At 60.6% G+C, this 16,800-nt stretch carries 18 protein-coding genes; 6 read left to right on the top strand and 12 right to left on the bottom strand.

Features of this window, described 5'->3' with window-relative positions:
- Position 1: 1 nt before the first annotated feature.
- Complete coding sequence (locus tag PspCFBP13508_RS00500) at positions 2–1,129, bottom strand: saccharopine dehydrogenase NADP-binding domain-containing protein (RefSeq protein ID WP_137213308.1); 1,128 nt, start codon at positions 1,127–1,129, stop codon at positions 2–4.
- A 171-nt stretch (positions 1,130–1,300) separates the two neighbouring features.
- On the opposite strand from PspCFBP13508_RS00500, the gene PspCFBP13508_RS00495 reads away from it, so the two are divergent.
- Positions 1,301–1,516: a PLD nuclease N-terminal domain-containing protein gene (locus PspCFBP13508_RS00495; RefSeq protein ID WP_016774306.1), complete on the top strand. Its 216-nt coding sequence runs from the start codon at positions 1,301–1,303 to the stop codon at positions 1,514–1,516.
- 255 nt (positions 1,517–1,771) lie between these two features.
- Positions 1,772–2,248: a hemerythrin domain-containing protein gene (locus PspCFBP13508_RS00490; protein ID WP_024012575.1), complete on the top strand. Its 477-nt coding sequence runs from the start codon at positions 1,772–1,774 to the stop codon at positions 2,246–2,248.
- Positions 2,249–2,611: 363 nt separating this feature from the next.
- Here the strand turns inward: PspCFBP13508_RS00490 and PspCFBP13508_RS00485 are convergent, their stop codons facing one another.
- The 3 genes from PspCFBP13508_RS00485 to PspCFBP13508_RS00475 form a co-directional block, all read right to left on the bottom strand.
- On the bottom strand, positions 2,612–3,538 hold the full coding sequence (locus tag PspCFBP13508_RS00485; RefSeq protein ID WP_137213306.1) for a LysR family transcriptional regulator: 927 nt from the start codon (positions 3,536–3,538) through the stop codon (positions 2,612–2,614).
- The gene (locus tag PspCFBP13508_RS00480; protein ID WP_130911233.1) at positions 3,535–4,509 is read right to left on the bottom strand and encodes a quinone oxidoreductase; all 975 of its coding nucleotides are present in this window, start codon (positions 4,507–4,509) and stop codon (positions 3,535–3,537) included. The genes PspCFBP13508_RS00485 and PspCFBP13508_RS00480 overlap by 4 nt, the downstream gene beginning before the upstream one ends.
- Before the next feature lie 153 nt (positions 4,510–4,662).
- On the bottom strand, positions 4,663–5,163 hold the full coding sequence (locus PspCFBP13508_RS00475) for an anti-virulence regulator CigR family protein (RefSeq protein ID WP_137213304.1): 501 nt from the start codon (positions 5,161–5,163) through the stop codon (positions 4,663–4,665).
- Positions 5,164–5,291: 128 nt separating this feature from the next.
- On the opposite strand from PspCFBP13508_RS00475, the gene PspCFBP13508_RS00470 reads away from it, so the two are divergent.
- Positions 5,292–5,450 carry a DUF2986 domain-containing protein gene (locus tag PspCFBP13508_RS00470; RefSeq protein ID WP_110645778.1) on the top strand — a complete coding sequence of 53 codons (159 nt, stop codon included), beginning with the start codon at positions 5,292–5,294 and terminating at the stop codon, positions 5,448–5,450.
- Between the two features lies 1 nt (position 5,451).
- On the opposite strand, the gene PspCFBP13508_RS00465 is transcribed toward PspCFBP13508_RS00470, so the two are convergent.
- Positions 5,452–6,570 (bottom strand): MFS transporter, encoded by a 1,119-nt coding sequence (locus PspCFBP13508_RS00465; RefSeq protein WP_241669495.1) that lies wholly within the window; start codon positions 6,568–6,570, stop codon positions 5,452–5,454.
- Between the two features lie 223 nt (positions 6,571–6,793).
- Between PspCFBP13508_RS00465 and PspCFBP13508_RS00460 the strand changes: the two genes are divergently transcribed.
- Positions 6,794–7,687, top strand: a complete 894-nt coding sequence (locus PspCFBP13508_RS00460) for a LysR family transcriptional regulator (protein ID WP_137213300.1) — start codon at positions 6,794–6,796, stop codon at positions 7,685–7,687.
- 775 nt (positions 7,688–8,462) lie between these two features.
- Entirely contained in the window at positions 8,463–9,569 is a 1,107-nt protein-coding gene (locus tag PspCFBP13508_RS00445; protein WP_137213298.1) for a M20/M25/M40 family metallo-hydrolase, read from the top strand.
- A 55-nt stretch (positions 9,570–9,624) separates the two neighbouring features.
- On the opposite strand, the gene PspCFBP13508_RS00440 is transcribed toward PspCFBP13508_RS00445, so the two are convergent.
- The 3 genes from PspCFBP13508_RS00440 to PspCFBP13508_RS00430 are packed head-to-tail and all read right to left on the bottom strand — an operon-like array spanning position 9,625 to position 11,512.
- Positions 9,625–10,437: a DUF3618 domain-containing protein gene (locus tag PspCFBP13508_RS00440; RefSeq protein ID WP_130910852.1), complete on the bottom strand. Its 813-nt coding sequence runs from the start codon at positions 10,435–10,437 to the stop codon at positions 9,625–9,627.
- Positions 10,434–10,862 carry a phage holin family protein gene (locus PspCFBP13508_RS00435; protein ID WP_024012566.1) on the bottom strand — a complete coding sequence of 143 codons (429 nt, stop codon included), beginning with the start codon at positions 10,860–10,862 and terminating at the stop codon, positions 10,434–10,436. The genes PspCFBP13508_RS00440 and PspCFBP13508_RS00435 overlap by 4 nt, the downstream gene beginning before the upstream one ends.
- Entirely contained in the window at positions 10,862–11,512 is a 651-nt protein-coding gene (locus tag PspCFBP13508_RS00430) for a hypothetical protein (protein ID WP_137213297.1), read from the bottom strand. The genes PspCFBP13508_RS00435 and PspCFBP13508_RS00430 overlap by 1 nt, the downstream gene beginning before the upstream one ends.
- Before the next feature lie 299 nt (positions 11,513–11,811).
- Between PspCFBP13508_RS00430 and PspCFBP13508_RS00425 the strand changes: the two genes are divergently transcribed.
- Positions 11,812–13,668, top strand: a complete 1,857-nt coding sequence (locus tag PspCFBP13508_RS00425; RefSeq protein WP_056784851.1) for an ABC transporter ATP-binding protein — start codon at positions 11,812–11,814, stop codon at positions 13,666–13,668.
- Positions 13,669–13,707: 39 nt separating this feature from the next.
- Here the strand turns inward: PspCFBP13508_RS00425 and PspCFBP13508_RS00420 are convergent, their stop codons facing one another.
- The 4 genes from PspCFBP13508_RS00420 to PspCFBP13508_RS00405 form a co-directional block, all read right to left on the bottom strand.
- Positions 13,708–14,853 (bottom strand): sensor histidine kinase, encoded by a 1,146-nt coding sequence (locus PspCFBP13508_RS00420; protein WP_137213296.1) that lies wholly within the window; start codon positions 14,851–14,853, stop codon positions 13,708–13,710.
- Between the two features lie 179 nt (positions 14,854–15,032).
- Positions 15,033–15,374 carry an antibiotic biosynthesis monooxygenase gene (locus PspCFBP13508_RS00415; RefSeq protein WP_130910849.1) on the bottom strand — a complete coding sequence of 114 codons (342 nt, stop codon included), beginning with the start codon at positions 15,372–15,374 and terminating at the stop codon, positions 15,033–15,035.
- Positions 15,375–15,402: 28 nt separating this feature from the next.
- The gene (locus PspCFBP13508_RS00410) at positions 15,403–16,377 is read right to left on the bottom strand and encodes a zinc-dependent alcohol dehydrogenase family protein (protein ID WP_130910848.1); all 975 of its coding nucleotides are present in this window, start codon (positions 16,375–16,377) and stop codon (positions 15,403–15,405) included.
- Positions 16,378–16,440: 63 nt separating this feature from the next.
- Positions 16,441–16,743: a metalloregulator ArsR/SmtB family transcription factor gene (locus PspCFBP13508_RS00405; protein ID WP_024012559.1), complete on the bottom strand. Its 303-nt coding sequence runs from the start codon at positions 16,741–16,743 to the stop codon at positions 16,441–16,443.
- Positions 16,744–16,800: the final 57 nt, after the last annotated feature.

Genomic DNA, 16,800 nt, shown 5'->3' with positions numbered 1-16,800 from the left:
CTCAACGCTGCCCTTCGGCGAACTGAACCGACAGGCTCAGGTTGGCGGGATCGTTGATCGCCGCCAGGTATTCCTCAACGCTGATTTCGCCCACGCACGGCCGCGCCCCAGATTGCGGCGTGTAACCCCGGGCTATTTTGCTGGCGAGAGCGACGGCGGCGCAGCTGGGGATTTCCGGGCCTTTGTCATTCAGCGCTGTGAGTTGCGCGGTCATGCTCAGCGGCTGGCCGTCGACTCCGATGCCTTGAACATCGATGTACATCGCGCTTTTGCCATCACCGAAGCGTTCGAACCACGTGCCCAAGCGATGCAGACGTGCCGCCCAGCGTACGTGATCGCGCACCAGACCGAAGCGCAAGGCTTGCGCCAGCAAAGCATTGGCGACACCGCCGAGCTTCAGGCCGGCGCCAGCCTTGAAGCGCAGCGTCTGTGCGCCATAGCGACGCGCGAAAATATCCATGTCCGGCACATCGACATTGGCCAGCACCCGCTTGCCCAGTTGCGGCATGCTGCGCAGGGTCAGGTCGAGCCAGCCCAATACTTCGTGAACCTGGCCATTCTGTAACTGCCTGATCGGCTTGCCGGCATAAGCGAGCACGCCTTCGACCGTGGACAGCCCCGGCATTTTTGCCGAGGAAGAAATGCCATGCTCGATCGAGTCGATTCGCGCAAAGCGTGAGCGCTGCTGATCGATGATCGCCGAAGACAAGGTCGGCACCGAACTGCAACCGCTGAGCACGGCCACACCAGCCTCCCTGGCGCGGGCGTCGAGCACATCAATGCCGTTGACGAAGGTGCGGCAGTCAGCCAGATCGCAGTAATTGACCCCGGCGCTGATGCAGCTTTCAGCAACTGCGTAGGATTGCCCCTGAAACGGCCCGCCAGTGTGCACCACTAACTGGATATTCAGCTCGCGCAGCGCTGCTTGAAAATCCGCGCCTGTCGCATCACCGCACCACCCTTCGCAAGCTCGGCCCGACTGCGTTTGCAGCTCGTCAACCTTGCGCTGCAACTTGTGCGCATCGCGGCCCGACAGCAGCAGTTCAATCCCTGGCATCTGCGCCAGATGCCGACAAACGATACTGCCGAAATTGCCGTAACCACCGACGACCATCACCCTGAATGCCATTGCCCTGTCCCTGTTCCAGCCCAAACGTGTGGCGCAGAGGATATAGGGCGCAGCGGCGACCAGACATCTATTTTGCAACCGGGTATCACTGCGTCCGCTTGTCCCGGGCAAAAAGAATGAACCCAACGCCCCTCTCGTCGCCTAACGCACAGACCATCAGGAGTTAAGCCTATGCAAATCGAAACCGTGTGGATCGTATTGGCGGTCATTCTCGTGCTGATCGAGCTTTGGGCCATCAATCGGGTGCGTAAAAGCGAGGGGAAATCGAGCAATAAAGGCGTGTGGATCGTGCTGATCGTGTTCGTGCCGCTGTTCGGCCTGATCGCCTGGGCGTTGGCGGGGCCCAAGCATATCGGTCGCGGCTCACCTTCCCAGGCCAGCCGTTAAGCAACGACGCCGGCCCGTCTCAAGCATCACCCTCAGCCCGGCTTTTGCCGGGCTTGTTATATGCAATGCCCGTTGCGCGGATTTCTTGCAGGCTGCACGAAAGCATTGTGCCTGCTTCGATGCCAGCCCTTGATTTAGAAGGGTTGCGCTCGATCAGCGAGTTGGCACGACTCCTGCGATAGCCTCTTCCTGAATACACAGCAGCGCGAAAAAAAGAACGCTGTGTTCAATCCGTGAAAAGCAGAGGCCTCAAAAATGAATGCCATCGACCTTCTCAAAGCCGACCATGAAAAAGTCAAAGCCATCCTCAGCCAACTGAGTGAGTCCACCGACCGCGCACTGAAAAAACGCGTCGAGTTGCTGGGCAAACTGGAAATGGAAATCACCATCCATACCCGCCTGGAAGAAGAGATTCTCTATCCTGCGTTCAAGGAAGCCGGCAGCAAGGAAGAAGACATCATGTACTACGAGGCCAAGGAAGAGCACCGCACCGTGGACTCACTGGTACTGCCTGATCTGAAAGAAACCGATCCAGGCACCCCGGAATTTGCCGGTCGGGTCAAAGTGGTCAAGGAGCTGCTGGAGCACCACATCGAAGAGGAAGAACAGGAAATGTTCCCCAAAGCGCAGAAGCTGCTGGGCAAAGCCAAGCTCGAGGAGCTGGGTGCGCAAATGGAAGCCATGAAGGCAAGCCACAAAAAGGAAATGGCAGCCAACAAGATCGCTGCGTAAAGCGCTGAAGACACCGAAGCCCGGCAGCAATGCCGGGCTTTTTTGTGCGCTCAAACTTGCCCTCGCTCTCACATTGGATATTTGGGCGTTCGGGAGCTTCTGAGCAAGCCACGAAACCTGTGGGAGCGAGCCTGCTCGCGAAGGCNCGGCAGCAATGCCGGGCTTTTTTGTGCGCTCAAACTTGCCCTCGCTCCCACATTGGATATACGTATGTTCGGCAATTCCTGAGCAAGCCACGAAACCTGTGGGAGCGAGCCTGCTCGCGAAGGCGTCAGGTCAGCCAGACCCTCTATGACTGACACTGCGCTTTCGCGAGCAGGCTCGCTCCCACAGGGTCAGAGTCAGTCTTGATGCAGACTGGACTCAGAGGGCCCAAGGTGGCCCGGTCTCGAATTTCGCTTCGATCCACTCCTTGAACGCCACCACCGCCGCCGCCGGAAACCGCGAAGACGGTCTGATCAGATAGACGCCGCCCGCCGAATCCAGCTGCCAGTCGGGCAGCACGTGAATCAATCTCCCCGCCGCCAGGTCGCGGCTCATCAGCCAGTCGCCGGCACCGAGTATGCCGGCGTCGGCACGGGCGGCGGCGAGCAGGGATTCGCTGTCGCTGGCGGTCAGGTTGCCGTGTGGCGTAATGGTCTGCACTTCGTTGCCGCGATGCAGGCGCCACAGCGGGAACGACGCCAGCCCGCTGAAGCGCAGGCAATTGTGTTGCAGCAGGTCCTGCGGGGTTTGCGGCATGCCGTGCGCCTCTATGTAGGCCGGCGACGCGCAGAGAATCCGTCGATGGTCACTGAGCTTTTTTGCAATCAGCCGGTTGTCATCAAGCTCGCCGATGCGAATGGCCGCGTCGAAGCCCTGCTCGATGATGTCGACCAGGCCTTCGCTGTAATCGGCCACCAGCGAGACGTGCGGATGGGCCTTGAGAAATTCCGGCAACAGCGGCCCCAGCCACAAACGCCCCATCGCCGCCGGCAAGGCCAGGCGCAAGGTGCCGCGCACTTCGCTGGCGCCCTGCACCGCTTGTTGCTGCGCCTCGTTCATCAACTCGACGGCCGCGCGCAGGCGCTGTTCGAGTTGCAGACCAGCCTCGGTGATACGCACGTGTCGCGTCGAGCGCTCCACCAGCCGCACGCCGAGTCGCTTCTCCATCGCCGCGAGGCGCTTGGAAACGATGGTCGGATGACGCTGCAACAAACGCCCCGCCGCGACAAACGAGCCTTGCGCAGCGACGGCCAGGAAAGCAGCGATTTCATCGCTGTGCGGGTTGCTCAGAACATCCAGATTCATGGTTTTAAAATGATCGCCCCTGATGATCGGCCCGATTCAAGATCGGCGTGCGCTTGTGCCGCGTCAGCCAATGAATAACGCGCGCGGATTTGCGGCGTGATGATACCGGCGGCAACAGCGGCCAGCACATCTTGTGCGCGCTCCTGGTATTCGGCTGTCGTGGCGGTGTGCGCGGCCAGCGATGGACGGGTCAGAAACAGCGAGCCCTTGGCGTTCAGCGTGGCCATTTCCACCGCCGCCGGCGCGCCGGCCTGCGCGCCGAACGAGACCATCAATCCGCGTGGGCGCAAGCTGTCCAGCGAGGCCTGAAAAGACACCCGACCAATCGGGTCATACACCACATCGACCTTGCGCCCCTCAGTGATACGCACCACATCGGCGGCAAGAGTCTCGGCATCGAACACCAGCACTTCGTCACAACCGGACGCGCGAGCCTTGTCGACACTGGCCTGCTTCGACACCACACCGATGACTGTTGCGCCAAGGTGTTTGGCCCACGGCACCATGATTTCCCCCAGACCACCCGCGACACCGTAAAGCAGCATCGTCGTGCCCGGCCCGACCGGGTAAGTCGCCTTCAGCAGATACTGTGCGGTGATGCCTTTGAACAACACCGCCGCCGCGTCTTCGAACGACAACTCTTCGGGAATCTTCACCAGACGCTCTGCCGGAAACAGCCGCGCCGAGGCGTAACCGCCCAAGGGACCTGTGGCATAAGCGACTCGATCACCGACGCGGACATTGCTCACACCGGCACCGACCGCCGCCACCCGACCCGCGCCTTCCAGACCCAGCCCCGATGGCAACGCCACGGGCACTGCACCTTTGCGCTGGCTGACATCGAGGTAATTGACGCCCACCGCCTCTTGCTCCAGCCAGACCTCGCCGGACCCGGGGGCCTGTTCGCTGACAGTGCGCAATTGCAGGACATCCGGTGCGCCCGTTTCGGTGAAGCGGATTGCGTTGGCCATGATCATCTCCATTCATTCGTTAAGCGTTGAGCTCAGTCTGAAAGCACATCACTCAACGAACAACCCAGCCTCAATGCAGTTCATTGATGCACCTGATGCAGTTATGCACGCATAAAAAAGGAGCGGCACGTGCTGCCGCTCCTCTTTCAACAATCAATCGAACGCGCCGTTGAGCACCTCGTAGATCAGCCCGGTGGCCAGCGCAACAAGGATCAGGTCGGTACCCACCTGTTGCCATTCGTAGCCGTCATAGTGAGGCAAATGCCCGAGCATGCGCCCGTCCAGCTTCTTGGCGATACCCGGGGGCAAAGGCTTGCCCCGCGCCAGATTCTTTTGAATGCCCGGCGGCAGCGGCGGCCCCGGATTCCAGTATTGCCCGCGATAACCATCGATGATGCCGAGAATATTGCTGCGATCAACACTCGGACCACCGCCGCGATTGCCAGAGGATTGCTGGCCCTTGTTGCCATTGCCCTGGCCGCCCCCGCCCTGTTTGCCGTGATCCTGCAGGTTCTGCGGTTTGCCCTTGCCGTTGCCCTGGCCGCCCTGGCCACCCTGCCCCTTGCCATTGCCGGGGTCGGCCAGTGCGGTCGTGCTGCCGATTACCAGCGCGAGGCAAGACAACGCGGTAATCAATCTGCGAGCTTTTCTCATGTGCGATTCCTTCGGTTGGGGGATGCTCTAGAGTATGGGCGAATGTGCTCAGCTTAGTGGATTTCTTCTTGCTGACCACTCGGCCTTGCGTCAGGATTCCCACCCTCTCCACCCCCGATCGAAAAATCATGAATCGCCAAAAGAAGCTGCAGCAGTTGTTCAAGGAAAAAGCCAAGAAGGCCAACGCCAAACTGGCGCCGAAAAAGCCCAAATACATCTGCAAGGCCGACCGCCTTAAGCTGGAAGCCGAAGCGGCGCAGGCGGCGGCCGAAAACACCGAAAGCTGATTCAGGCCGACTGCCGCGACGTCAGCCATGTCATCAGCGCCGCTAGCACGAGCAATGCCGCGCTGGCGAAAAACGTCAGCCGATAGCCGCTGCCGTCGAACAGCAGACCACCGACGGTAGACCCCGAGGCAATCGACAACTGCACCACCGCCACCATCAGCCCACCGCCCGCCTCGGCATCGTCGGGCAGCGTGCGCGCCAACCAAGACCACCAGCCCACCGGCGCCGCCGTGGCGATCAATCCCCACAAGCCCAGCAACAGGAACGTCGCCACTACTGAACTGCCCATTCCTATGAGCGCCACGGCGATCATCGCCATCAACAGCGGGATGGCGATCACTACGCGATACAGCCCCTTCTTCAACACCGAACCGATGACCACGGTGCCGATAAACCCGGCCACACCGATGACCAGCAAAATCATCGACAGCATCGAAACGTCGACCCGGGTCACGGTCTCCAGAAACGGTCGCAGGTAGGTGAATAGAACAAACTGGCCCATGAAGAACAGGCCTGCGCCGAGCATGCCCAACGCCACCCGGCGGCTTTTGAACAACGCAAAAACATTGGCTGCGCTGGCTTTGCGCGGCGCGGCCGGCAGCGCGGGCAAGCTGATCCATTGCCAGAGCAGTGCAATCAGCGCTACCGGTATCAGGCAGAAAAACGCCCCGCGCCAGCCAATCACGCTGCCCAGATAACTGCCCAACGGCGCCGCCACGACGGTCGCCAATGCGTTGCCGCCGTTAAAAACTGCCAGCGCCTTGGGCACGCTGGCGGAGGGTACCAGACGCATGGCCAACGCCGCCGACATCGACCAGAAGCCACCGATTACCACGCCGATCAATGCGCGACCGATCATGTATACCGTGTAGTTGGGCGCCAGGCCGACCACCAGCCCGGACGCGCACATCAGCGCCGTCAACAGCAGCAACAGGCGCTTGCGATCCATCGAGCCGGCGAGCCTGGTGATCGTCAGGCTGGTCAGCACCGCGAACGCGCCGGAGATGGCGATGCCGTAGCCGGCCAGGCCTTCACTGATGTGCAAGTCCGTAGCCATTGGCGTGAGAAGACTGACCGGCATGAACTCGGAGGCGATCAGCGCGAAGACGCATAGGGTCATCGCGAACACACCGCTCCAGTACGCCGGTTGCTCGCCTGGTGCGGATGCTTTGACAGACTGCGCTGTCGGGTTGTCGATTGCTTGGGCCGTCATGCAAAACCTGCTTTGGAGAAGAACTAATCGAGGCATTCTTGCCCCGCTACTCAGGCTGCAAAGCTTGACGGATCGCGCTTAACTTGATTAGTAGCGGTAATCTTCATGTGCTTTTGAGAAAAATTCAGCAATGAGCAACGCCAAAATCAACGACCTGCAGGCCTTTCTGGCGGTGGCGCAGGAGCAAAGCTTCACCAAGGCTGCCGCCCGGCTCGGCGTCACTCCGTCTGCGTTGAGCCATACGGTTCGCGCGCTGGAGCAGCGTCTGGGTATTCGCTTGCTCGCTCGTACGACGCGCAATGTCTCGCCGACCGAGGCTGGCGAACGCTTGATGCACTCGATTGCGCCGCTGTTCGAGCAGATCAGCGCCGAGCTCGAGGCCCTTGGCGAATTGCGCGACAAGCCCAGCGGCACGATCCGCATTTCCTGCACGGACGATCAGATCGAGTTGTGCATTCGGCCGATGCTTGCAAAGTTCTTGCAGGACTACCCGGACATCACCCTAGAGTTCTACGTCGATTACGGATTTACCAATGTGGTCAAGGAACGCTTCGACGCCGGCATTCGTCTCGGTGAATCGATCAGCAAAGACATGATCGCCGTGCGCATCGGCCCGGACTGGCGCCTGGCCGTGGTCGCCTCGCCCGAGTACTTCGCTCGTCACCCGGCACCCGCCACGCCGCATCAGTTGACGGAGCACACCTGCATCAACATCCGCCACCAACCGGCCGGCGCGATTTACGCCTGGGAGTTTGCGCACAAGGGTCAGGATTTCAGCGTCAAGGTCGACGGGCAACTGGTGTTCAACAGCATCATGCATGTGCTCAACGCCGCTGTGGATGGCATCGGCGTAGCGTACGTGCCCGAGCAATTGGTCGCGCCGTATCTGGCGGACGGTCGACTGGTGGAAGTGCTGAGCAAGTGGTGCCCGACGTTTCAGGGCTATCACCTCTATTACCCCAACAGGCGCCAGAGCTCGGCAGCGTTTGCAGCGTTTGTCGAAGCGCTGAAATACAACCGCTGACACCACAAATCATCTGAGCAAAACGCCGATCCCTGTGGGAGCGAGCCTGCTCGCGAAGGCGCCAGATCAGATACATCCACGTTGAATGACACACCGCTTTCGCGAGCAGGCTCGCTCCCACAGTGATCCGGGGCAGATCTACAATCTTCGTTGCACCCCAAATCCCCTGTGGGAGCGGGCTTGCCCGCGAAGGCGTCGGCACATTCAACATCATCATCGCCTGACCCAGCGCTATCGCGAGCAAGCTCGCTCCCACAATGATCCGGGGCAAGGCCACAATCTTCAGCCCAACCCAAATCCCTGTGGGAGCGGGCTTGCCCGCGAAGGCGTCGGCACATTCAACATCATCATCGCCTGACCCAGCGCTATCGCGAGCAGGCTCGCTCCCACAGTGATCCGGGGCAAGGCCACAATCTTCAGCCCAACCCAAATCCCTGTGGGAGCGGGCTTGCCCGCGAAGGCGTCGGCACATTCAACATCATCATTGCCTGACCCAGCGCTATCGCGAGCAAGCTCGCTCCCACAATGGTCCGGGGCAAGGCCACAATCTTCAGCGCAACCCAAATCCCTGTGGGAGCGAGCCTGCTCGCGAAGGCGCCAGACCAGATACATCCACGTTGAATGACACACCGCTTTCGCGAGCAGGCTCGCTCCCACAGGTCCAGCGGCATCGCGAATAGCCTGGCACCACGCAATCTGAATTTTCCCGCCAATCTGCCCCCTAAAACCCTGAGCGGTCGATACACGTCCGCCGATGCAAGGAGGGTCAGTACGCATGTCGGATAACCAAACGCCTTTGCCGCGCAACACACAGCAATCCACCCAAACACTATTGAGCCGCTTGCTCATGGCGCGCGGGCCTGGCGGTCAGGAAGATGAGGTCCGGGCGATCTGCCTGGAAGAACTGCGGCGCCATTGCGACGAGGTCTGGACCGATCGGGCCGGCAATGTCATCGGCCTGCTCAAGGGCCGCAAACCAGATCCGGATGGCCAGCACGCCGTGCGCATTATGGGCCACATGGATGAGATCGCCATGCTGGTCAAACGCGTCGAGCCGGACGGTACGTTGCGGGTGGTTGCCCTCGGCGGTGCGAACCCGGTGAATTTCGGTGTGTGTCCGGTGGATATTCTCGGCGACGCGCAAACCCTGCCCGGCGTGCTCTCATTCGGCTCGATGCACGCCACCACAGGCTCGCCGCAGGGCCAGGATGTGATGAACGGCGCGGTGGAGTGGAAAGACGTGCACATCATCACCCGCCACGACCCGCAAACCTTGCAAGACATGGGCGTGCGTCCCGGCACCCGCGTCGTGCTCAGCCAGCACTGGCGCACGCCGTTCCGGGTGGGTGACGCCACCGCTGCGCATTTTCTCGATGACCGCGCGCCTGTCGTCGCCATGCTCCAGGCCGCCGAGCAACTCAAGCGCAGCCCGACCGAATTGGCGCACGACACCTACTTTGTCTTCACCACCCTCGAGGAAGAAAGCAACGCCGGCGCAATGTACGCCGCTGCGCACCTGCCCGGCGACACCACAATCGCGGTGGAAGTAGGCCCGGTGATGAGCGAGTACGCAACGCGATTGAGCGTCGACCCGATCATCGATACCGGCGACCAGAAAGGCTATTACTCGCGCGGGGTGGTCATGGCTCTGGCCGACGCCGCCAAGCGTTGCGGCTTCGAACCACAGTTCGCCCTGCTGGTGGATTTCGCTTCTGACGCCAGCGCGGTGATGAGTTCAGGCATCAGCGCCCAGGCCGGATGCATCGCAATCCCGACCGAGAATACCCATGGTTTCGAACTGGTGGTCGACGGCGCGATTGAAGCGTGCGCACAGACTTTGGTGAAATATCTGCAAGGCCCGCAGAACGAGGTATCGACTTGAGCCGCTGCCCAATAAAAAAGGGAGGCCCATTGCAGGCCTCCCTTGTTTTTCACCGTCAAGAAGTTCCCAACCCCTGTGACAAATCCGAAGACGACGGCCGCGCCGGATCCGGCTTGGTTTCAACCTCGGTTTGTTCAGTGGTCCGGGTCACCGTATCACGCACGGCTTCATACCCTTCCTGAGCTTTCTGCTTGGCCTTGTCGACCATGCCCGCGCTGGTACGGCCCATGTAGCGCTGTTCAGTGGAAGTAGTCGGCAACGCCGCGCCGAGCAATGCACCGAGCGCAACCCCAGCGGCAGCGACCATTAGCGGTTGCTCCTTGAGAATGTGACTGAATTGCTGGCCAAGCACTTGCGAATTACGCGACAGTCGATCACTGGCGTCATGCATCGCATGGGTCAGATTTTCCTTCGCCGCACCGACGTTTTCCCCGAGGTGGCTGGCCTTGCCTTTCAGCGACTGGTAGCCGTCCTTCAGCGAGTCAGTGGTCGAATGCAAATGCGCGCGCGCACTGTCGATGCCATCGGCCAAACCATCGGCCCACTCGCCGGCCTTGTCTTGATCCGGCCCGCTGCGATAGGCCGGTTGCGGCACGGGCGGGCGATTCTGGCTCATCATCAACCAGAGCAGGCCCACCGAAGTCAGCACCGCTGGCACCGGGTTATTGCGCACGCTGGTGCCGAGATTGGTGAAGAACGTCGAGCCGTTGCTCTGCATCATTCCCCAAGCCTGATCGATCATCTGCCCGGGAGTGAACTTGCTTTCCAATTGATCGACGATGTTGCCGATGCTCGCACGTTGCGCATCGATTTCGCGCTCGATCTGCTCCGGGCTTTTTTCCGCTTCGATATCCAGTTCGCTTTTCATGAGACTTTCCTCCGCAGCGCTTCCTGATCCTTGTTCAAGGCGTCGAGAGTGCGATCAGGTTTGAAGTGAGATGGCTCGAATTGTTTCTTCCCGGATTGCAGCATGGCGAAGCCAATGATCATCACCACCACGCCAACTATCAGCGCGGCCAGCCACGGCGCCATGAACATGCTCAGGCCGTACACCGCTGACATCAGCAGAATGATGAAGCCGGCGAGAAACACGATAGCACCACCGGCAACCGCGCCGATGCCAGCCTTCAGCGTGCTGAGGCTGTTCTGCAGTTCGGCTTTTGCCAATGCCAGTTCCTTTGTGAACAACGCTGGCACCTCGCGCGACAGTTGTCGCAACAGGCCGACCACCGAAGCGTCATCCGTTTGGCCGAGGGGCCTTGCCCCGCTCAGATCAGATTCATCTCTGTTCATCACAGTTCTCCTTTGGCGTCGGGTGCGTGCGGTACGGAAGCCGCGGCAAAATCAGAAGGGTGATCGCTGTCACTGGGCGAGGTCGGGGTGATGCCGGTGGCCAGTCCCGGGTTGGCGTGGGTCGATGGCGGCACTGAGGTTTCATAGGGTCGCTGCGCACCGTAATCGGCTGGCGGTGGCGTCGATGTCGTGCCCGCCGCCGGATCATGTTCGGCGCTGACCGTCGCTGCTGCGGCCGTGCCGGCTTTGAGAAACCGCGACAGTCCGAAACCGATAGCAATGCTGCCGGCGATGAACAGCCCCGGATTGCTGCGCGCCAGATCCGCCGCATCGTGCAGCAACTGCTCGGCACTCTTGCCGCGCAGGTTGCCCGCCAGCCCGGTCATGGAATCCGCCATGTCCGTCAGGTAGTCGGACATGCCCAGCGTGTCCTTGTCCTGCAACTCCGAGACGAAGCTCTTTGCGCCTTGGGCCAGTGCTTCTATCTGTTCCGCCGCGGTGTCGCGGTACTGTCCGAATTGCGCGTCGGCCTGTTGCCGCGCGCCGCCAATTGCTTCGTTGACGTCGTCCTTCAAATGTTCAAAACCCTGTCCAGGCTTGCTGTTCGGATCACCTGATTCAAAGCCTGCCCTGCTGTCTTGAGTATTCATGTGGCCCCTCGCGTTCTGACTTGAAAACGGAAAAACGGGACTACACGGCAACATTGCCTCGAGCCCCCACATAGAAGATGACGGAGCAGCTTGCGCGAGAGTTCAAACAGGTTGATGAGCGTGCGACATCAGGTCTGGATCAGCGACGAAAGGTTGCGCTTGGCACGATTGCGTTGAGCTTCTGCGCCTGACTGCGGTCAAGACAAGGCACAAGCATTTATCTGCAACACGACGCTGAAACCCGCAACAACGCCGATAGATGGCAGAATCCCCACACCCTGATCACTTCGGAGACCGCAATGCTTCGCCTGTTTGAAGAAAGGCTCGACCCCTTCCCGCCCGATGAGGCGCCGCCACCGCCAGTCGGCCTGATGCGATTTCTGTGGGCCTGCACCCGGGGGGCACGCGGTTACATCCTGGCCTTCGCCCTGCTCAGCGCCAGCGTGTCGATCTACGAGGCATGGTTGTTTTCGTTCCTCGGGCAAGTGGTGGATCTGCTCTCGACCTGGCAATCCGGCGGCGCCGCCGGTGATGAGGAAAGCCGCGTGTTGTGGGGCATCGGCATCGTGCTGGTGGTCAGCATCGGCCTGGTGGCGCTGCGCACGATGGTCCAGCACCAGATCCTCGCAATCAACTTGCCGCTGCGCCTGCGCTGGGACTTTCACCGGTTGATGCTGCGGCAAAGTCTGTCGTTCTTCTCCGACGAGTTCTCCGGCCGGGTGACGACCAAGGTCATGCAGACTGCGCTGTCGGTGCGCGAGGTGCTGTTCACCCTGATCGAGATCCTCCCCGGCATCGGCGTGTACTTCATTGCGATCATCGCGCTGGCCGGTGGCTTTGCGCTGAAGCTGATGCTGCCGTTTCTGGCGTGGATTGTTCTGTTCGGGCTGGCGATGGTGTATTTCGTGCCGCGTCTGGGCAAGGTCGGCCAGGAACAGGCCGATGCGCGCTCGTCGATGACCGGGCGGATTGCCGACGCCTACACCAACATCACCACGGTCAAACTGTTCTCGCACTCCAAGCGTGAAGCGCACTTTGCCCGTGCAGCGATGGAAGATTTCAAGCTCACCGGATTCCGCCAGATGCGGCTGGTGAGCCAGTTCGAAATCGTCAATCAGGCGCTGGTGGTCGCGCTGATTCTCGGTGCCGGCGGTTATGCGTTGTGGCTGTGGCATCAGGGCGAAGTCGGCACCGGCGCCGTCGCGGCGATCACCGCCATGGCGCTGCGCATCAATGGCATGTCGCACTGGATCATGTGGCAGATGACCTCGCTGTTCGAAAACATCGGTACCGTCCAGGACGGGATGGCCACCCTGACTAGCGGCCCGAAAGTCCAGGATGCGCCGGATGCCAAAGTGCTGGAGCCGGCCGGCGGCGAAGTGGTTTTCGACAATGTCAGCTTCAACTACAACGGCGAACGCCAAGTGCTCGACGGCTTGACCCTGCACATTCGCCCCGGCGAAAAAATCGGCCTGGTCGGCCGCTCCGGTGCGGGCAAGTCGACGCTGATCAACCTGCTGCTGCGCTTCTACGACGTTGATCGCGGCGAGATCCGCATCGATGGGCAGAACATCGCCGAGGTCACCCAGGACAGCCTGCGCAGCGTGATCGGCATGGTTACCCAAGACACGTCGCTGTTGCACCGTTCGATCCGTGACAACATCGCCTACGGTCGCCCGGACGCCACCGACGAAGACATCCATCGCGCGGCAGTGAACGCCCAGGCCGATGGTTTTATCAGTCAGTTGAGCGACAAGCAGGGCCACAGCGGTTACGACACGCTGGTCGGCGAACGCGGTATCAAGCTCTCCGGCGGGCAGCGCCAACGCATCGCCATCGCCCGGGTGATGCTGAAGAACGCACCGATCCTGTTGCTCGACGAAGCCACCAGCGCACTGGATTCCGAGGTTGAAGTCGCGATCCAGGAAAGCCTCGATGAAATGATGCAGGGCAAAACCGTGATCGCCATCGCCCACCGCTTGTCGACCATTGCGGCCATGGACCGGCTGATCGTCATGGACGAAGGCCGCATCATCGAACAAGGCACCCACGCGCAATTGCTGGAGAAGAACGGCACCTATGCGCGGCTGTGGCAGCACCAGAGTGGCGGGTTTCTCGGTGAGGATCGCGGTTTGGTTGAGGTGATGGAGGAGTGATCAGGCTGGAGGGCCGGGGCCGGCCCTCCAGCGATTGGCCTATATGGTGACGGGGCTTTCGGCATCAATCGGAAGCTTTACGCGAAACACGGTTCCGCCCTTCAGGTCAGAGCTGACTTCGATCGAGCCGGCATGCGAGGCGACGATTTCCGAGGCGATAAACAGGCCCAGCCCCAGCCCAGCGACAGGCCCGTGATCAACCACGGAGCGCTGCGAGAACCGCCCCATCGGATTGAAGATGAACGGCAACACGTCTTCCGGAATCGGCTCGCCGCCGTTGTGCACCATGAACAGCGCGCAATCCGCCCGAGCTTCCAGTTCAACCGTAACCGGAAACTGATTGTCGCCATGGGTCACCGCATTGCTGATGATGTTGGAAAAGACCTGTTCCATCCTGGCGCCATCGAACGCTCCCATCACCGCCTCCTTCGCATCGAACCGCACGTTGGCCTGCGGATGAAAGGCGCGGATTTCCTCGATCACCCGCTCGCACACAGGGCTGAGATCGATCAGGGATTTTTTCACCGGAATCCCCGGCCCCATCTGGCAGCGCGTCAGATCCAACAGGTCGCCCACGATCTGGCTGGCGCGCTGCACGCTGGCGTAGATCTGCCTGGCCACTTTGCTGGTGCGCGGGTCAGTGGCTTCGGTACGACGCAACATATCCGCACCGAGCAGAATCGCCCCCAGCGGCGTGCGCAAGTCATGGCCGAGAATCCCCAAAAATACATTGCGCGACGCCTCGACGGCGCGCGAGTAGCTGGCAATCGACTCGGCCAGCGCCTGGTCGATGGCTTCGTGAAAGCGTGTCATGTCATCGACATTCACCGATTTGCCATCCTTGACCTGACGCAGCCACTGGCTCAGCACACTGGTGCGCAGCGCGCGGTATTCCGACACCATCTGATCGATGGTGAAACCGGCCATCAGCCGCGTCACCGCGTGGGTTTCCGCAGCTGTTTCTTCATCGTCGCGCGGCGCCTGGCCTTGGGCTTTGGCGATTTGTTCGCTCATGGTCTGCTTGGTCCGCAGATCGATGACGATGGCGCGCAACATCTGCTCGGCGTGATCGCGCAGCGCGACGTTATCGAGCTCCACCCCCGGCGTCTCGATGGTGCGGGCGAAATCCTCCCAGGCCTGCAGGATCGGCTCTAGGTTTTCGAGAATGAAATCTGGCAGGCGCATGGCTGTAGTCCGCAGGGGAAATCCATCAACGCCAGCAACTGAGCCGGCGCAGATTTCGGAAAGGGCAATTCAGGAGTACAGAAGGTACGGCTGACCTCGTGCAGCCTACCATCATTGCAGTGGTTCAACGCGGGAGGAAAATCGGCAGCAGCCGCTTGTGACGAAAGCCATCAGTACACTCAGCTCCCTGTGCTTGAGCTGCTGCCCGCAACGCTCAAGTCGCCACCCGGAAAAGCACCACCCTCAATGTGATACACGCTCGGCTCTGCGGAAAAATAATCCTCCAGCCCCAGCATGAAGCGCTGATGGTCGTCACTCTCTTCAAACCCCGGCGAGTGATCCTCAAGCGATTGCCAGCGCACGATCAAATTGAATTGCTCGGGGGTTTCGATACCTTGCGCCAGCAAGTGGCCGCCATATCCCTTGGCGCGGGTGAGCAACGGTTCGACTTCGGCAAATGCCCGTCGGAAGGCTTCAGTCTGATGCGGGTGAACGGGCAGCACAGCGATTTCATAAACCATGATGTATCTCCAAAATCAGTGGGCGGATTCAGACGATGAGTGAAGGCTCGACGGCGATGGCGATTTTTCCCAGCAGACCGTTGTTGGCGCTCTCCAGTCGAGCGTGGGCGAGCGGGATGTCGGCGAGGGAATAGACCGCGCCAACGTGGGGCCGCAACTGGCCGCGCTCGACCAACGCGCTCAATTCATCGAGCTTGCCGCGATTCTGCCGGGTGAAGACGAAGTGGTAGCTGGCGTTCTTGCCCCAGGCCTGGACGAGGTTTTGTGGCTGCGCGATATCGACGATCGAGACGACGCGGCCAAGCTGGGCGAGCGCGTCGGCACTGCGAGACAGGGTATCGCCGCCGATGGTGTCGAACACCACATCAACGCCATGCCCGGCGGTTTCGCGCATGATCGCTTCGACGTAATCCTCTTGGGTGTAATCGATCACCACGTCGGCACCCAGGCTGCGGACGAAATCGGCGTTGGCCTCGCGCACGGTGGTGAACACTCTGGCGCCCATGGCTTTGGCCACCTGAATCGCCACATGGCCGACCCCGCCGGCGCCGCCGTGGATCAGAATGCTTTCGCCAACGCGGAGCACGGCGCGCACGGTCAGCGCTTCCCAAACCGTACCGCCGACCAGACTCAGACTGGCCGCCTCAAGGTGGCTCAGCGAGCCAGGCTTTCTGGCGATGATGCTTTCGGCTGCGACGTGGTACTCGGCATAACTGCCCTGCCCGTCGAATATCTGCGGGGTGTACCAGACTTCGTCGCCCGGTGCGAAAGCGCTCACGCCCGGCCCGACGGCTTCAACCACGCCCGACACGTCGTGACCGGTAATGGCTGGCAGCGGCACAAGATCGGGATAGTCACCGCGCCGAACCTGATAATCCAGCGGATTGATGGAAGTAGCGTGCACTCGGACCAGCACTTGGCCCGCTTGCGGAACCGGTTTTGGAACGTCGCTGAGTTCGAACGAATCAGGACCGCCGAAGGATTTCAAAATCATCGCTTTCATGGCAAAACCTCGTATCGATAAAGAGGGATATCGAGAATTCTCGATATTCTAGAGTAAAAAAATTTACAGCTCTTTCCCTATGATCTCTGCAAGCGCGCTGATAGCAGCCTCATTGCGTTTGTAGTAGGTCCATTGACCGATGCGTCGCACTTCCACCAGCCCCACCCGCTGCAACGTGGCCAGGTAACTCGACACCGTCGACTGCGACAAGCCGATACCTTCCTGGATGCTGCTGACGCAGACACCCTCGACGAGAACGTCACCCTCATCCTGCGGGGGGAAGTTCTTGACGGGATCCTTCAGGCCTTCAAGGATCTTGAGGCGCGTCGGGTTCGAGAGGGCTTTAAAGATTTCGATCAGTTCCATGCGCCGAGGATATCGAGATTTTTCGATATGTCAATGTGGTTTTTTGACTCGTTTCTT

The sequence above is a fragment of the Pseudomonas sp. CFBP13508 genome (genome assembly GCF_005233515.1).
Lineage (GTDB): Bacteria > Pseudomonadota > Gammaproteobacteria > Pseudomonadales > Pseudomonadaceae > Aquipseudomonas > Aquipseudomonas mercuritolerans.
The sequence above is the reverse complement of the archived record's forward strand: the minus strand, read 5'-3'. Positions and strand labels throughout refer to the sequence as shown.

What these genes read in the sequence shown, in the direction of transcription:
- PspCFBP13508_RS00425 (WP_056784851.1), top strand. Translation starts at nt 11,812, where the DNA reads ATGCTTCGCCTGTTTGAAGAAAGGCTCGACCCCTTCCCGCCCGATGAG.
- PspCFBP13508_RS00420 (WP_137213296.1), bottom strand. Translation starts at nt 14,853, where the DNA reads ATGCGCCTGCCAGATTTCATTCTCGAAAACCTAGAGCCGATCCTGCAG.
- PspCFBP13508_RS00460 (WP_137213300.1), top strand. Translation starts at nt 6,794, where the DNA reads ATGAGCAACGCCAAAATCAACGACCTGCAGGCCTTTCTGGCGGTGGCG.
- PspCFBP13508_RS00500 (WP_137213308.1), bottom strand. Translation starts at nt 1,129, where the DNA reads ATGGCATTCAGGGTGATGGTCGTCGGTGGTTACGGCAATTTCGGCAGT.
- PspCFBP13508_RS00490 (WP_024012575.1), top strand. Translation starts at nt 1,772, where the DNA reads ATGAATGCCATCGACCTTCTCAAAGCCGACCATGAAAAAGTCAAAGCC.
- PspCFBP13508_RS00430 (WP_137213297.1), bottom strand. Translation starts at nt 11,512, where the DNA reads ATGAATACTCAAGACAGCAGGGCAGGCTTTGAATCAGGTGATCCGAAC.
- PspCFBP13508_RS00445 (WP_137213298.1), top strand. Translation starts at nt 8,463, where the DNA reads ATGTCGGATAACCAAACGCCTTTGCCGCGCAACACACAGCAATCCACC.
- PspCFBP13508_RS00435 (WP_024012566.1), bottom strand. Translation starts at nt 10,862, where the DNA reads ATGAACAGAGATGAATCTGATCTGAGCGGGGCAAGGCCCCTCGGCCAA.
- PspCFBP13508_RS00415 (WP_130910849.1), bottom strand. Translation starts at nt 15,374, where the DNA reads ATGGTTTATGAAATCGCTGTGCTGCCCGTTCACCCGCATCAGACTGAA.
- PspCFBP13508_RS00410 (WP_130910848.1), bottom strand. Translation starts at nt 16,377, where the DNA reads ATGAAAGCGATGATTTTGAAATCCTTCGGCGGTCCTGATTCGTTCGAA.
- PspCFBP13508_RS00495 (WP_016774306.1), top strand. Translation starts at nt 1,301, where the DNA reads ATGCAAATCGAAACCGTGTGGATCGTATTGGCGGTCATTCTCGTGCTG.
- PspCFBP13508_RS00470 (WP_110645778.1), top strand. Translation starts at nt 5,292, where the DNA reads ATGAATCGCCAAAAGAAGCTGCAGCAGTTGTTCAAGGAAAAAGCCAAG.
- PspCFBP13508_RS00480 (WP_130911233.1), bottom strand. Translation starts at nt 4,509, where the DNA reads ATGGCCAACGCAATCCGCTTCACCGAAACGGGCGCACCGGATGTCCTG.
- PspCFBP13508_RS00405 (WP_024012559.1), bottom strand. Translation starts at nt 16,743, where the DNA reads ATGGAACTGATCGAAATCTTTAAAGCCCTCTCGAACCCGACGCGCCTC.
- PspCFBP13508_RS00475 (WP_137213304.1), bottom strand. Translation starts at nt 5,163, where the DNA reads ATGAGAAAAGCTCGCAGATTGATTACCGCGTTGTCTTGCCTCGCGCTG.
- PspCFBP13508_RS00465 (WP_241669495.1), bottom strand. Translation starts at nt 6,570, where the DNA reads ATGACCCTATGCGTCTTCGCGCTGATCGCCTCCGAGTTCATGCCGGTC.
- PspCFBP13508_RS00440 (WP_130910852.1), bottom strand. Translation starts at nt 10,437, where the DNA reads ATGAAAAGCGAACTGGATATCGAAGCGGAAAAAAGCCCGGAGCAGATC.
- PspCFBP13508_RS00485 (WP_137213306.1), bottom strand. Translation starts at nt 3,538, where the DNA reads ATGAATCTGGATGTTCTGAGCAACCCGCACAGCGATGAAATCGCTGCT.